Raw genomic sequence first — 14,213 nt, forward strand, 5'->3', positions numbered from 1 at the left:
CACGAAACCGGCTGAAGTGGGGCACCGATGGGCCTTCGCATGCGAATTCTGGGCGTGTTGCTGCTGGTGTTGGCGATGGGGGCCGTCGCGGTGCCCCAGCGCGTCTACGGCTCGCCGCCGCCCAACTTTCAGACCTCGCTGGTGCAGGGCACCGACCTCGACGGGCCGTCGGGGTTCGACATCGCGCCCGACGGGCGCATCTTCGTGCTCGAGCGCGGTGGCAAGGTAAAGATCATCAAGAACGGCGTGCTGCTGCCGGAGCCCTTCGCCGACCTGCCGGCCGAGCCGAGCGGGGACCGCGGGCTGATCGGGATCGCGTTCGACCCCGAGTTCGGGGTCAGCAACAACTTCGTCTACTTCTACTACACCGGGCACGACCTGCTGAACCACCTCGTGCGCTTCGACGGGGCCGAGGACGTGGGCACGCAGGGGCCGTACCCGCTGTTCCAGACGTCGTCGCCCTCGACGCTGCTGCACGTGGGCGGAAGCATCGCCTTCGGGCCGGACGGCAAGCTGTACCTCGCGATCGGCGACAACGGCGTGCCGGGCAACTCGCAGGACCTCAGCAACCCGCACGGCAAGATCCTGCGCATCAACAAGGACGGCTCCGTCCCCACCGACAACCCGTTCTACGGGCAGCCGGGCAAGCTCGGTGCGATCTGGGCATACGGGTTCCGCAACCCGTGGCGCTTCCAGTTCGACAGCGCGACCGGGCAGCTCTACGGCGGCGATGTCGGCGACTACACGTGGGAGGAGCTCAACCACATCGTCAAGGGCGGCAACTACGGCTGGCCGCTGCACGAAGGGCTCTGCACCTCCGCCTGCAACGGGTTCATCGACCCGATCCACACCTACAACCACAACGGGCAGAGCGCCGCGGTCACCGGCGGGCCGATCTACCGCGGGTCGATGTTCCCGCCGGAGTACCAGGGCAGCTTCTTCTTCGGCGACTACGCGAGCGGCTTCATCAAGCGGGCCCAGCTCGACGCCAGCGGCAACGTGACCGCGGTGTACGACTTCGACAACCAGGCCGGTGCGGTCGTCGACATGAAGATCGCGCCCGACGGGTCGATGTACTACATCACGTACTACCCGGGCGCCCTCTACCACATCGTGTTCAACACCACCGCGCACGCGCCGGTGGCCAGCGCCAGTGCCAGCGTCACCAGGGGCGTCGACCCGCTGACGGTCGCGTTCTCGAGCGCCGGCAGCAACGACCCCGACGGCGACGACCTGTCCTTCCTGTGGAATTTCGGCGACGGTACGACCAGCACGGAGCCGAACCCGACCAAGACCTTCACGGAGAAGGGCGTCTACACCGTCCACCTCACGGTCTCGTCCGGGACGGACCATACGCAGGCCCAGCCGATCGTCGTCCAGGTGGGCATACCGCCGACCCTGACGGTCGCGACGCCGACCGAGGGCCAGCTGTACCGCGCCGGCGACACGATCACCTACAACGCCTTCGCCAGCGACGCGGCCGGCTTCGACCTCAACGACGCGAACATCAAGACGGTCGTGCGGCTGCACCACGGCTCGCACTACCACCCGTTCGCCGGCCCGCTGACCGGCCGCGCCGGCTCGTTCACGATCCCGACGACCGGCGAGGCCTCCGCGGACACCTCCTACGAGGTGACCGTGACCGCGACCGACGGCAACGGGCTGTCGACGACGAAGACGGTCACGATCCGGCCCCGCACGTCGCACCTCACCCTGCAGACCTCGCCGCCGGGGCTGGGACTCACCCTCGACAGCGTCCCGGTGGCCACGCCGACGACGGTGGAGGGCGTCGCGGGCTTCCAGCGCCAGATCGCCGCGCCGAGCAGCGCGATCGCGCCGGACGGCACGGTGCTGCAGTTCGCCGGCTGGTCCGACGGGCACTCGATCCGCCATGTCATCACGACGCCCGACGCCGACACCACCTACACGGCGACCTACCAGCCGTCCGCGCCGTTCACGGCGACGTTCTTCGACAACCCGACCCTGTCCGGTGCGCCGGTGCTGACCCGCCAGGACCCGAAGGTCGACTTCAGCTGGGGCGACGGCTCGCCCGACCCAGCCGTGCCGGACAACAACTTCTCGGCCCGCTGGACCAAGACGCAGTACTTCGGCGCCGGCCGCTACCGCTTCTCCGCCGTCGCCGACGACGGCGTGCGGCTGTACATCGACAACCAGCGGGTCATCGACGCGTGGCAGGGCCAGGTGGCCACGCAGTACACCTACGACGCCGACCTCGGCGAGGGCAACCACACCGTCAAGCTGGAGTACTACGAGTTCGGCGGCGCAGCGCTGGCCCAGCTGACCTGGGACAGCACCGTCGAGCAGCCCAACGAGACGTTCCACGGCGAGTACTGGAACTCCCCGCCCGACGTCAACGACTTCCCCAGCACGGCACCGGACCTGGTCCGCGAGGACCCCGCCGTCGACTTCGACTGGGGGCCGGGCTCGCCCGCGGCGAACATCTCGGTCGACCGGTTCCTCGGCCGCTGGACGCGCACGCTCAACCTGGCGCCCGGGCAGTACGAGTTCGCGGTGACCGCCGACGACGGCGTGCGCCTGTGGGTCGACGGCGTCGCGGTCATCGACCACTGGATCGACGAGGCGCCGACAACGTACACGGCGACGCTGCCGATGGACGGCGGGCCGCACACGGTGAAGATGGAGTACTTCGAGAACGGCGGCGGCGCGGTCGCCCGGCTGGCGTACCACCAGGTCGGCGACCTGCCGGAGTCCCCGGCGTACCAGGGCGAGTACTGGAACACCCCCGACGCCGGGCCCACGCCGACCCTGCCGGCCCGCCCGGCCGACCTGGTGCGCGACGACCCGGAGGTCGGGTTCGACTGGTACGACGGCTCGCCCGCGCCCGGCATCGCCACCGACCACTTCATGGCCCGCTGGACCCGCACCGACGTGCTCTCCGCCGGCGTGTACCGATTCAGCGGCGCCGCCGACGACGGCATCCGCGTCTACGTCGACAACGTGCCGGTCGTGGACCTGTGGCAGCTGCAGAGCACGACGTTCAGCGTCGACAAGGTGGTGCTCGGCGGGCCGCACGTGATCCGGATCGAGTACTTCGAGAACGGCAGCGGCGCCCGCGCGATCCTCAACTACCAGCGCATCGGCGAGGTCGTGCCGGCCGAGGACCCCTACGCCGCCGAGTACTTCGCCAACCCGGATCTTTCCGGCGTACCGGTGCTGACCCGGCAGGATCCGAACGTCGAGTTCAACTGGGCCGGCGGCTCGCCCGCCGCCGAGGTGCCGTCCGACTTCTTCTCCGCCCGGTGGACGCGCACCAGCACCTTCGAGGCCGGCCGGTACCGCTTCACGGCCACCGGCGACGACGGCATCCGGGTCAAGCTCGACGGCGTCGTCGTCCTCGACGGCTGGGGCGACCACGCCGCGACCACGTACACCGCGGACCTGGACATCACCACCGGCGCGCACACTGTGGTGGTCGAGTACTACGACCGCACCGGCGGCTCGCTGGCCCGGTTCAGCGTCACCCCCCTGGCCGTTTGACCAGGGGGGAGGTGGTCGGACAGGTGAAATGGCGTTCAGCGACGGGTTACCGACAGTAGATGGGTATCGCCCGCCTTCGGCCAGTGCCTAGGCTCTGGGCGTTGTCGTCCTCGGAGGTTGCACTATGGCCGTCTACGTCGACCCGCCGGCGTCCCCGGAGGAGCTCCGGCAGAGGCTGTACGACGGGCATCTGTTCGTCATGACGAAGCTGCCGTCCGTGGCCGCGTTCGTCGAGCACGCCCGGGAGCAGCTCAACGCGCTGTTCGCGCCGCACGACCCGGAGCACGCGCACGAGTTCATCGAGCCCGAGGAGATGGCCAGGCTGCTCGGGCCGTGGAAGCCGCGGTTCATCCACAACGAGCGGTCCAAGACGCTGGTGCGCAACATCATCGAGGAGATGGGGTTCAAGGCGCTCGAGACGCACTTCGACGTGCCGAAGCCGCGCACCTCGTTCCCCGTCGGTCACCTCACGACCGGCGTGGCCTTCGCGTTCCCGTGGCACCGCGACGTGTGGTACTCCGCGCCCAACCAGCAGCTGAACTGGTGGCTGCCGATCTTCCCGGTGCGCGAGACCAACGCCATGTCGTTCGACCTCGACCGGTTCAACGCGCCGGTCGACAACAACTCGGGCGACTTCGACTACTACCGCAACAACGTCGGCCGGCTCACCACGGCGCAGTCGGTGAAGCAGGAGGCCCAGGTCCGGCCCGGCGCCTACGAGCACAACCCGCCCAACGAGCTCATCGTGCTGCCGGCGCCGGGGCAGGTGCTGCTCTTCTCGGGCGCGCACCTGCACCGCTCGACGCCGAACACCTCGGGGCTGGCCCGCTACAGCATCGACTTCCGGACCGTGCACGTGCCGGACGTGGTGGCCAAGAAGGGCGCACCGCTCGCCGACACGTACTGCACCGGCACCGCGATCCGCGACTTCATCAACGTCGCCGACGAGTCGCGCTTCGACGAGGAGACCGTCGTGGAGATCTACGGCCCCCCGCCGGCCGACGCGATGCTGGTGTTCGAGGCCCCGAAGAGCTGAAAGCCCGGATCACGGCAGCAGGGCCGGGTCGACCACGATCGCGGCCAGCTGCGTGCCGGTGAAGGCGGGCGCCGGCAGGCCCGGCCGCCCGCCCAGGATCGTGTGCGGCGCGGTCGTGGCCGGCGGCACGGCGTCCGGCGGCGCGTCGCCGGCGCCGTCGTGCGGCGGGATGCGCTGCGCCGACTCCACCGTCAGCAGGCCGCCGTCCAGCAGCCGGACCGCGGTGTCGACCCGGCCGCGGTCGGGGTCCTGGACGCTCGCCAGGCCGACCGGCACGCCGCCGACCGTGGTCACCTCGCAGGCCGTGACGGCCAGCAGCTTGCGGATCGCGGGTGCGCAGGGGTCGGTGCCGGCGCCGGTCATCCCGCCGTGGATGGTGGCGCTGAGCAGGCCGTCGGCCGTGCCGTCGGTGAGCACGACGTCCACCGTCGACACGTACTCCGGGCCGTTCTCCAGCTGCCAGGTCGACGCGACCGAGTCGTCCGCCGACAGGTCCTGCGGCCACGCCCGAAGCCCCGACGGTGCGACGCCGACGAGGAACTTCGCCGTCCGCGAGCCGTGCGCGTGCGCGGCCTCGCGTGACGGCGCCACCGGCAGCGGCGGCGGTGCAGCGGAGGTCGCCGTCGCGACCGTCGGCGCGGCGACCTGCGGCGCGGGCGCGTCCGGGCGCAGCACCAGGGCCGCCACCACGGCCGCGGCGATCAGCGTTGCGCCGAGCGCCAGCGGCGCGACGGGGCGGCGCGCCCGCGAGATCGCGTCCGTTGCGCTCGGTAGCGCAGGTTCGGCATCGCCGTCGAGCATCGCGGTCCAGATGCGCCCGACGTCGGGGTCGGTGTCGTGCATGGTCACGCCTTCCGGTTCGGTCTGAGGTCGTCCAGGGCGGCGCCGAGCGTGCGGCGCAGGTTGGCCAGTGCGTCGGAGGTCTGGCTCTTGACGGTGCCGGGCGCGCAGTCCAGGGCCGCGGCCGTCTGCTCCACCGACAGGTCGGCCCAGAACCGCAGCACCAGCACCGCGCGCTGGCGGCGGGGGAGCGCGGCCAGCGCGGCCCGCAGCACCACGCCGTCGTCGGTGTGCGGCGCCGCGGCTTCCCCGTCCGCGAGCACCGGTGCGGGGATCTCCCGGTGCCACGGCCGGCGCCGCTCGTCCAGGAACGCGCGCAGGAGCACGCGGTGGGCGAAGGCGTCGACCGGGCCCTGGCGCTCGACGCGGCGCCAGACGCGGTACAGCTTCGTGAAGGTGAGCTGCGTGAGGTCCTGCGCCAGGTGCCAGTCCCCGCACAGCAGGTAGGCCGTGGTGCGCAGCCGGCGGGCGCGGGCGTTGTAGTACGCCGCGAAGTCGTCGTCGTGCGCCTGGCGCCGGTTCCTCACACATTGAATACGGCGCGGCCGCCGGATTCGGTTGGGTCGGCACCGAATACGGTGGTGCGGTGGGCGTTGCGGAGCGGGGGGTCGTGGCCTCGGCCGAGATCGTGCTCGGGCTGTCGGAGGCGGGCTTCCGGGCCGGCGCGGCCGGCGCCCGGGTGGTGAGCGCCGAGCTGCTGGCGAACGTGCTGCTGTCGTGGCTGCGCGCGGGGGACATCCGGTGGGAGGTCGCGCCCGGCTTCGGCGCGTCGGGCGAGGACGTGCCCGACGAGGCCGAGGACGAGGTCGACGCCACCCTGCGGCTGGGCTCCTGGCGGGCGCGTGGGCGGCTGCGCCGGCGGGCCGCCGACCCGGTGCCCGAGTGGGACGAGCGGGTCCGGGTGGCGCTGGGCCGGGCGCTCGCGGCGGCCGGCGAGGGCGAGATCCGCTACGTCGGCTTCAAGCTGTTCCTGCGCTCGCTGCTGGCCGAGTGCGACTCACCCGGCGAGTGGATGGAGTTCGTCCGCCGCTTCCACTTGCGCCCCGACGAGGAGTTCCTCGCCGACGGCACCCCGGACGCGCACGCCTGCCTCGAGACGCTCGCCCGGTCCGGGCTGGTCCTCGGTCCCGAGGACCCGGGGCCGGGCCGGGTGCGGGTCGCCGGCGCGCTGGAGCCCGCGCTGCGGCTCGAGGCGACCCGGCAGGCGGTGCGCGGCGGCTGCGCGCTGGTCGGGCCGGCGCACCTGGTGATGGCGATCTGCGCGCTCGACCACGCGATGGCGCACGTCGGCGCGCGGATGGCCGAGCCGGTCGCGGCCGCCAACGCCGCCGCGCGCGCCCTCGCCGAGTTCCGGGTCGGCTACCCCGAGGTCAAGGACTTCGCCATGGACCTCGAGAGCGAGCCGGCCGACCCGCCGCGCGGCGACCGGACGTGGCGGCCCGACCGGGAGAGCCCGGCGTACGCGGCCGGCCTGCTGAAGGTCAGCACCGACGCGGCGCGCCTGGCCAGCGACCTCGGTCAGCGGGCCGTCGGCACGTCGCACCTGCTCTACGCGATCGCCGCCGACGGCGAGAGCCCCGGCGCCCGGATGCTGCGCGGATGCGGCGTCGATCCGGCCGCGCTCGCGATGCGCCTGGGCCGCGAGCTGGCGCCGTGACCGCACCGCACCGGTTCGCATAGGCTTCGACGGTGAGCGGGCGACTGCTGGCCATCAGCGACCTCCATGTCGGTTACGACGAGAACCGGGCGATCGTCGAGCAGATGCGCCCGACGCACGACGACGACTGGCTCATCGTGGCCGGCGACGTGGCCGAGCGCTTCGCCGACGTCACGTGGGCGCTGCGCACGCTCGCCGGCCGCTTCGCCAAGGTGATCTGGGCGCCCGGCAACCACGAGCTGTGGACCCCGGCCAACGACCCGGAGCAGGCGCGCGGCGTGGCCAGGTACGACCTGCTCGTCGAGGCCTGCCGGTCCATGGGCGTCCTCACGCCCGAGGACCCGTATGCGATGTGGCAGGACCGCGTGGCGATCGCGCCGCTGCTCGTGCTCTACGACTACTCGTTCTGGCCGAAGGGCGCCGCCTCGACCGAGCAGGCCCTGGCCATGGCGCACGCCGCCGGCGTGGTCGGCACCGACGAGGTCCTGCTGCACCACGACCCCTACCCGGGCCGCGCCGAGTGGTGCCACGCGCGGGTCGAGGCCACGGAGCGGCGCCTGGCCGCCGTCGGCGGGCCGACGGTGCTGGTCAACCACTTCCCGCTGGTCCGGGAGCCGACGGACATCCTGTGGTACCCCGAGTTCGCGCTCTGGTGCGGCACCACCCGCACGGCCGGGTGGCCGGTGCGCTACCGCGCGGAGGCGGTCGTCTACGGCCACCTGCACATCCCGCGCACGACGTGGCACGACGGGATCCGCCACGAGGAGGTCTCGGTCGGCTACCCCCGCGAGTGGCGCAAGCGCTCGGACCCGCCCGGGCGCCTCCGCCCGGTGTTCCCCGGCGCGTAGCCGGCCGCCCCCACGGGACCGGGGATCTCGGGCATGATCGATGCCGTCGATCCCCAAACCACCCAACGGGAGCGCATCTTGCGCAAGCATGCCCTGCGCCGTCCGCTGCTGTATGCAGCGCTGACGGCCACCGTCGCGGCGATCGCGGCCGTGCCCGCCGGCTCGGCCGCGGCCGCGACCGGCGGCACCATCACCGGGCACCTGACCGACGCCGCCGGCAACCCCGCCGCCAACGCGTTCGTCACGGCCCGGGCGGCCGACTGGAGCACGACCTCGTCGGCGATGAGCGACGCCTCCGGGGCATACACGATCGCCGGCCTGCCCGCCAACGACTACACGGTGTCGTTCCAGCCCCAGGGCGAGATCTTCACGCAGTACCTCCACCAGAAGTTCGTCCCGGCCGACGCCACGCACTTCGCGGTGGCCGAGGGCGCCACGGTCGTCGCCGACGACCAGGTGGTCCGGACGGGCGCGATCGCCGGCACCCTGCTGGGCCGGGACGGCGCGCCGGTGCCGGCCCGCCTCAGCGTCTTCACCGCCGAGGGCTACAACTGGGTCGGCGGCAAGGACGTCGCCGCCGACGGGTCGTTCTCCGTCGCGCTGCCCCCGTCCGCCTACAAGCTCGAGTTCACCATCCGGGGCACGCGGGTGCAGTACACCTGCGTCTGGATCGCCGCGCAGCCGCCGTGGTCGTCGGGCGACGGCTGCCCGGCCGTCACCGGCGCCGACGGCACCTACAGCCTCGCCGGCCTCGGCCCCTACGCGTGGCCGGTGCAGTTCGTGCAGCGCAACTACCAGTGGCGCTGGTCGGGCAACGCGGTGAACCGCCACGAGGCGACCGCCGTGACCGTCCGGCCCGGCCGGAGCGTCGCCGCGAACATCAAGCTGCGCAGCACCGCCGGCGGCACGCTCACCGGGGCCGTCCGCGACGCCGCTGGCAACCCGCTCGACGCGAGCGTGTACGCCTTCGATGCGGTCTCCGGCGAGGCGGTGCAGTTCGGCAGCGGCACCCCTGACGGCACGCCCTACACGATCGCGCTGATCGCGCCGCAGCCGGTCAAGCTGTGGTACGTCCTGGCCGACGGGCGCCGCGGCTGGGCCGGTGGCGCCGACCTCGCCTCCGCGACGACGTACCAGGTGCGCAACAACAAGACGCTGACGGTGAACATCACCGTCACGTGAACGAACCGGCGGCCGGGGTTTGCCGAACCCCGGCCCCCGGTGTGCTCAGCGGTTGAACTGCCGGTCGAGGGCCAGGTTGTGGTCGTCGAGCGACGGGATGTACACCGGCGCGCCCGAGGCCGACAGCGAGGCCGCCGGTGCCGTGACGCCGGCCCAGCGCTGCACCGCCGCCGTCGCGGTGGCGGTCTCGTCGGGCTTCAGCAGGCCGATGTTCGCGCCGTGGTTGGCGCCGGCCGCCACGTACCACAGCGAGTCCCGCGTGCCGGGGCCGAGGCGGAACGGCTCCGCGCCCCAGGGGTCGTTGCCGCCGTACACGAACAGCAGGCGCTTGCCGGAGAACTTCACCCACGCGTCGATGTCGAGCATCGCCAGCGGCCGGAAGCGCGGCACCAGGTCGCGGGGGATGTAGGACTGCGCCCGGTCCTGGCCGCGGTAGTGCTGCAGGCGGGCCAGGTGGGGCAGCGTGATCTCGGGGTACCCGAGCTGGTAGGACGCCTGGAAGTAGTAGGGGATGAACCCCTCGATGCCCTGGTCGGTGTTCGAGTCCAGGCCGTAGACGGCGTCGAGCCATGCCCAGATGTCGTCGCTGGACGCGCTCGCGGGCGGGACGCCCGCGCACTCGCTCTCGGCGCTGTACTGCCAGAACGCCCAGGTCGTGCCGTTGACCATGAACTCGAAGGCCCGGTCGACCGAGCCGACGATGCCGAACGTGCGCTCGTTCTCGGTGGCCCAGGCCTGGTACCGCGCGTCGAACTCGGCCCGCCGCTTCAGCGCCTCGATCTGGACGCCGTCCAGCGCCGCGCGGCACTGCGCGGTGCCGACCTTGGTGAAGAACCGGTCGTAGGCGGAGTCCTCGTTGTTGACGACGTCCTGGGGCGCGACGTAGGCGACCGTGCCGTTGACGTCGTCGGGGTAGAAGCGGCGGTGGTACACCGACGTCATGCCGCCCTTGCTGTCGCCCGTCGAGATCCACTCCTTCGAGTAGATCCGCTCGAGCGCCTGCACGATGCGGTGGTGGTCGGTGGCGGCCTGCCAGATCGTCATCTGCCGGTCCCAGTCGGCCGGGTCGGGCCGCGACGGCGTGAAGAACCGCTGCTCGACCGAGATCTGGTTGCCATCGACGAGCCGGGTGGGCTCCGACCGGAAGGCGTACTCCGGCACGTTGTACCCGGTCGTGTGCAGCACCATCGGCCGGTCGGTGCCGCGGTGCAGCAGCGTGAAGCGCTGCTCGAAGGTGCGGCCGCGCGGGTTCAGGTGGTCGACGGGCTGCGTGATGCTCAGGATGAAGAACCGGTAGGGCGCCACGACCGGCTGCTCCTCGAGCACGGTCACGCCCGGCACAGCCTCCAGCCGATCCTTGATGTCGGTCTCGGCCGCCGCCGCGGGCCCGGCCACCCCGACGGCGCCGACCAGGCCGGCCATCAGCGCGACCGCCATCAGCGCTCTTCGGAGTCGGATCATGCGAGTACCTCCCCATCGAGATGTTCGCATGTCTCGATGGAAGCTACCGGCGATCGGTCAGTCCCGACCCCGCGCTCTGACCCTCGTCGGATCGAAGAGTGTCACCGGGTGTGCGGTGGTCCCGTCCAGCGCCAGGTCGGCCAGGATCTCGCCGACGACCGGCACGAACTTGAACCCGTGCCCGGAGAACCCGCAGGCCACGGTGACCCGCTCGTGCCGCGGATGGCGTCCGATCACGAAGTGCTCGTCGGGGGTGTTGGTGTACATGCAGGTCTTGCCGCGCAGGAAGCGCCCGGCCGCGGCCGGCACGCGGGTGGCCAGGTGCGCGGCGACGAACTCGATCTCCTCGGCGCGGATGCTGCGGTCGATGGTCTCCGGCGTGGTGACCTCGCCACGGCGGAAGAACGAGACCTTGATCCCGCCGCCGGGCCCGTCGAGCGCCGGGAACCCGTAGACCTGCGTCCCCGGCGGCCCCTCCCAGATGAAGATCGGCTGGACCTCGGGCCGGAACGGCTCGATCCCGCCCACCGGCTCGAACCAGAACTGCACCTGCCGCTCGACGACCAGCGGCACCCCGAGGTCGGCGAGCAGCTGCGGCGCCCACGCGCCCGGGCACACGACGAGGGCGCCGGCGGTGTAGGTGCCGGCTGCGGTGCGCACGGTGACGCCGCCGTCATCCGCCGTCCACGACTCGACCGGCTCGTGGAAGCGCAGCTGCGCGCCGTGCCCGGCGGCCAGGGCGAGGTTCGCCTCCACCGCGGCCTCCGGGCGCAGCAGCCCCGCCTTGGCCTCGTAGAGCGCGACGTCGCCGGGCGCGGGCCGGAACACCGGGAAGCGCCGGCGGATCTCGGTGGCGTCGAGCATCTCGTGCGCCAGGCCCCACTGTTCGGCGCTGCGCCGGCTGCCGGAGACGGTCAGCGAGTCCGGCGCGCCCATCAGCAGGCCGCCGGTGAGGGTCATCAGGTCGCGGCCGGAGTCGCGCTCGAGCCGCTCCCACAGCTCGTAGGCGTGCAGCAGCAGCGGCACGTAGGCCGGGTCCTCGAAGTACGACTGCCGGGTGATCCGCGAGCCGCCGTGGCTGGCGCCGCGGTCGTGCGCGGGCCCGAACCGCTCCAGGCCGAGGACCCGCTGACCGCGGGCGGCCAGGTGATACGCGGCCGAGCCGCCCATGCCGCCCAGCCCGGCCACGATCACGTCGTAGGTCGCATCGCTCACGTCAGCGATGCCCGGATCTGGAAGGTCCACAGCCGCGTGCTGTCCGGCTGCGGCCCGCCCGACGGCAGCGGCTCGGAGGCGGACTGGATCGAGCCCTCGCCTGCCGCTCGCGCGGTGAGCGCGTCGAAGTACAGCACGTAGGTGGCACCCTGGTCGGTGTAGCGCAGCGCGTAGTTCCGGTGTCCGCCGGTGGTCAGCTGGGACGCGCTCAGCCCCGGCACGGTGGCGATGAGCTTGATCAGCCCCGACCGGGCCTTCCCCGGCAGCAGCGGGTCCGCCCTGGAGAACAGGTCCCAGGCGATCGCGGCCGGCGACCGTGGCCCCGTCTTCGGCGCCAGGACTCCGGCCAGCCCGGGGATGTCGCCCGGCAGCCCCTCCAGCCACTCGGGCGTCGGGCGCTCGGCGCTCGGCCCTTCGCGAGCGAGCGCCGCCCGCATCGACTCGGCGGTCTCGGCCAGGCTGGGCCGGCTTTCGAAGTCCTTGCCGTTCTCGCGGATCTTGACCGGGACCAGGCCCTGGATCTCGAACCATTCCTCGAGCTCGCTCGTGCGGTCGCCCTCGTGGATCTCGGAGCGCCGGTAGAGGTAGCTCTTCGCCGCCGCCGTTTGCGGCACGGTCTTCAGCGCGACCTGCTGGAGCTCGCGCACCGCGACCTCGGCGTCGATCGGGCCGTCCGGCGTGTTGCCCGTCGAAGCGGGCTTCGCCACCGATGACGACGATGGCGCGGCTGCGGGCTTCTGCTCGCCCCAGCAGCCCGCGGTGAACAGCACCACGACGAGCGCGGTGATGATGCGGTACCCCCGATGCATGGCGAGAAGATACGCCGAGACGCGAACGGCCGGCACCCCCTTGTACGGAGGCGCCGGCCGTCGGGGTGCGAGCTAGGGCAGCGTCCAGCGCTGGTTCGCGCCGGCGAAGCAGTCCCAGATCTGCAGGCGTGCGCCGTCGGCGGAGCTGTTGTCGGTCACGTCGAGGCACTTGTTCGACGTCGGGTTGCGCAGCGTGCTGTTGGCGGTGTTGTACTGCCAGACCTGCGCGCCGGTGCCGTTGCAGTCCCACAGCTGGATCTTGGTGCCGTTGGCGGTGCCGGCCGAGGTGATGTCCATGCACTTGCCCAGGGCCCGCAGCGTGCCGTCCGACGCCACCGTCCAGTTCTGGGCGGTGGTGCCGTTGCAGGTGTACAGCTGGATCGCCGCGCCGTTGGCGGTGGAGGCCGCGGCGACGTCGACGCACTTGCCGGCCAGGCCGGTGATGCGCCCGGTGCGCCCGGACGGCGGGGTGGTCGGCGGCTGCGAGGTCGGCGGGGTGCCGCCGGTGGCCGTCGTGTAGGCCGCGTTGATCAGCGAGTTGTTGCCGGTCGCGTCCTGCGAGAGCTCCCAGAACATGATGCCGCCGCCGTTGGCCATGGCCCACTGGGTCTTGCGGCGCACCGTGGTCAGGCCGTTGTAGCACTCGTTGACGCCGTTGATCGTGGTGCAGTCGCGGTTGGCGTTGGCCGGGTCACGCGAGACCAGGTCGGCGAAGGTCAGGTAGCTGGGGCGGGAGTAGATCGGCACGCCGATGACGGCCTTGCTGGCCGGCAGGCCGCGGCCCTTCCAGAAGTTGACGGCGTTGACGGACCAGTCGTAGTTCGCGTGGGGGCTGCCGCCGTCGTAGGTCATGATGTTGAGCCAGTCGACGTAGCCGAAGACGGCCGGTTGCACGCCGTCGGCGGTGCCGCCCTCGGAGACCACGGCGGCGGTGAGCAGCTTGCCGCGGCTGTGCATCGCGGTGCTCAGCTGCGACATCAGCGCCGTGTAGTTGTTGCCGGAGGTGCCCGGGTCGGGGTACTCCCAGTCGATGTCGACGCCGTCGAGGTTGTACTGGTTGATCAGGTTGACGACGTTGTTGACGAACGCGGTGCGGGCGGTGGCGTTGCCGGCGAGGGCCTCGAAGGCGGAGTCGTTGCCGTCGTTCCAGCCGCCGATCGAGATCGACACCTTGGTGTTGGCGGCGTGGCCGAGCGAGACGATCGACTGCAGCTTCGACGGGTTGTCCAGCCCCTGCAGGCTGCCGTTGCTGTTGGGCAGGACGAACGCGTAGTTGATGTGGGTCAGCTTGCTGTACTGGATGGCGTTGGCGCTGCCGGCCCACGACGGCATGTAGCCGATGCTCTTGAAGTTGTTGGGCAGCACGGCGGCGTCCGCGGCCGGCTGGACCGCGAGGGCGACGGCCGCGCCCGCGGCAGCGGTGGCCGCCGCGACGGCCGCGGCGGCGAAGGCCGAGCGGCGCGCCCGGTGACGTCCGGACCTGGGGGCCCCGGACTCCGGTTGGGAGGACATGTCGGCACTCCTTCGGGTGGGGTCGCCGGCGCGTGGTCTGGGCGGTACGGCCGACGACGAGTGCCGATACGATAGGAAAGTTAACTATTAACTGTCAACCGGTCTTAATTTAAGTCCTGTATTGACTGCCTTCG

General features: G+C 71.9%; 11 protein-coding genes. 5 read left to right on the forward strand and 6 right to left on the reverse strand.

Annotated features, from left to right (window positions below; genetic code table 11):
- The first annotated feature begins 39 nt into the window (after nucleotides 1-39).
- Together ABD901_RS11185 and ABD901_RS11190 are read left to right on the forward strand one after the other, a co-directional pair.
- Nucleotides 40-3,519, forward strand: a complete 3,480-nt coding sequence (locus tag ABD901_RS11185; RefSeq protein WP_345124112.1) for a PA14 domain-containing protein — start codon at nucleotides 40-42, stop codon at nucleotides 3,517-3,519.
- A 124-nt stretch (nucleotides 3,520-3,643) separates the two neighbouring features.
- Nucleotides 3,644-4,555, forward strand: coding sequence for a phytanoyl-CoA dioxygenase family protein (locus ABD901_RS11190; RefSeq protein WP_345124114.1), 912 nt, complete (start codon nucleotides 3,644-3,646; stop codon nucleotides 4,553-4,555).
- Between the two features lie 9 nt (nucleotides 4,556-4,564).
- Here the strand turns inward: ABD901_RS11190 and ABD901_RS11195 are convergent, their stop codons facing one another.
- Entirely contained in the window at nucleotides 4,565-5,398 is an 834-nt protein-coding gene (locus ABD901_RS11195) for a hypothetical protein (RefSeq protein WP_345124116.1), read from the reverse strand.
- A 2-nt stretch (nucleotides 5,399-5,400) separates the two neighbouring features.
- Nucleotides 5,401-5,922: a SigE family RNA polymerase sigma factor gene (locus ABD901_RS11200; RefSeq protein ID WP_345124118.1), complete on the reverse strand. Its 522-nt coding sequence runs from the start codon at nucleotides 5,920-5,922 to the stop codon at nucleotides 5,401-5,403.
- A 59-nt stretch (nucleotides 5,923-5,981) separates the two neighbouring features.
- Between ABD901_RS11200 and ABD901_RS11205 the strand changes: the two genes are divergently transcribed.
- From ABD901_RS11205 to ABD901_RS11215, 3 genes are read left to right on the forward strand one after another with little or no spacing between them, the layout of a single operon-like run.
- On the forward strand, nucleotides 5,982-7,052 hold the full coding sequence (locus ABD901_RS11205) for a Clp protease N-terminal domain-containing protein (protein WP_345124120.1): 1,071 nt from the start codon (nucleotides 5,982-5,984) through the stop codon (nucleotides 7,050-7,052).
- 32 nt (nucleotides 7,053-7,084) lie between these two features.
- The gene (locus tag ABD901_RS11210; RefSeq protein ID WP_345124122.1) at nucleotides 7,085-7,900 is read left to right on the forward strand and encodes a metallophosphoesterase family protein; all 816 of its coding nucleotides are present in this window, start codon (nucleotides 7,085-7,087) and stop codon (nucleotides 7,898-7,900) included.
- A 33-nt stretch (nucleotides 7,901-7,933) separates the two neighbouring features.
- A complete protein-coding gene (locus tag ABD901_RS11215) occupies nucleotides 7,934-9,082 on the forward strand; it encodes a carboxypeptidase-like regulatory domain-containing protein (protein ID WP_345124124.1) in 1,149 nt (382 codons plus the stop codon).
- Between the two features lie 45 nt (nucleotides 9,083-9,127).
- Here ABD901_RS11215 and ABD901_RS11220 read toward each other — a convergent pair whose 3' ends face one another.
- From ABD901_RS11220 to ABD901_RS11235, 4 genes are all read right to left on the reverse strand, one after another.
- Nucleotides 9,128-10,543 (reverse strand): S28 family serine protease, encoded by a 1,416-nt coding sequence (locus ABD901_RS11220; protein WP_345124126.1) that lies wholly within the window; start codon nucleotides 10,541-10,543, stop codon nucleotides 9,128-9,130.
- A 57-nt stretch (nucleotides 10,544-10,600) separates the two neighbouring features.
- The gene (solA, locus tag ABD901_RS11225) at nucleotides 10,601-11,758 is read right to left on the reverse strand and encodes an N-methyl-L-tryptophan oxidase (RefSeq protein WP_345124128.1); all 1,158 of its coding nucleotides are present in this window, start codon (nucleotides 11,756-11,758) and stop codon (nucleotides 10,601-10,603) included.
- Nucleotides 11,755-12,567 (reverse strand): hypothetical protein, encoded by an 813-nt coding sequence (locus ABD901_RS11230; protein ID WP_345124130.1) that lies wholly within the window; start codon nucleotides 12,565-12,567, stop codon nucleotides 11,755-11,757. Before ABD901_RS11230 ends, solA begins: the two co-directional genes overlap by 4 nt.
- Nucleotides 12,568-12,639: 72 nt before the next feature.
- Nucleotides 12,640-14,079: a glycosyl hydrolase family 18 protein gene (locus ABD901_RS11235; protein ID WP_345124132.1), complete on the reverse strand. Its 1,440-nt coding sequence runs from the start codon at nucleotides 14,077-14,079 to the stop codon at nucleotides 12,640-12,642.
- Nucleotides 14,080-14,213: the final 134 nt, after the last annotated feature.

This window comes from Dactylosporangium darangshiense, assembly GCF_039537565.1.
In the GTDB taxonomy this organism is placed as follows: domain Bacteria; phylum Actinomycetota; class Actinomycetes; order Mycobacteriales; family Micromonosporaceae; genus Dactylosporangium; species Dactylosporangium darangshiense.

Bases quoted from the DNA above. Each gene is read 5' to 3' on its own strand.
- ABD901_RS11195 (WP_345124116.1), bottom strand. From the start codon at position 5,398: ATGCACGACACCGACCCCGACGTCGGGCGCATCTGGACCGCGATGCTC.
- ABD901_RS11230 (WP_345124130.1), bottom strand. From the start codon at position 12,567: ATGCATCGGGGGTACCGCATCATCACCGCGCTCGTCGTGGTGCTGTTC.
- ABD901_RS11190 (WP_345124114.1), top strand. From the start codon at position 3,644: ATGGCCGTCTACGTCGACCCGCCGGCGTCCCCGGAGGAGCTCCGGCAG.
- ABD901_RS11220 (WP_345124126.1), bottom strand. From the start codon at position 10,543: ATGATCCGACTCCGAAGAGCGCTGATGGCGGTCGCGCTGATGGCCGGC.
- ABD901_RS11215 (WP_345124124.1), top strand. From the start codon at position 7,934: ATGATCGATGCCGTCGATCCCCAAACCACCCAACGGGAGCGCATCTTG.
- ABD901_RS11235 (WP_345124132.1), bottom strand. From the start codon at position 14,079: ATGTCCTCCCAACCGGAGTCCGGGGCCCCCAGGTCCGGACGTCACCGG.
- ABD901_RS11185 (WP_345124112.1), top strand. From the start codon at position 40: ATGCGAATTCTGGGCGTGTTGCTGCTGGTGTTGGCGATGGGGGCCGTC.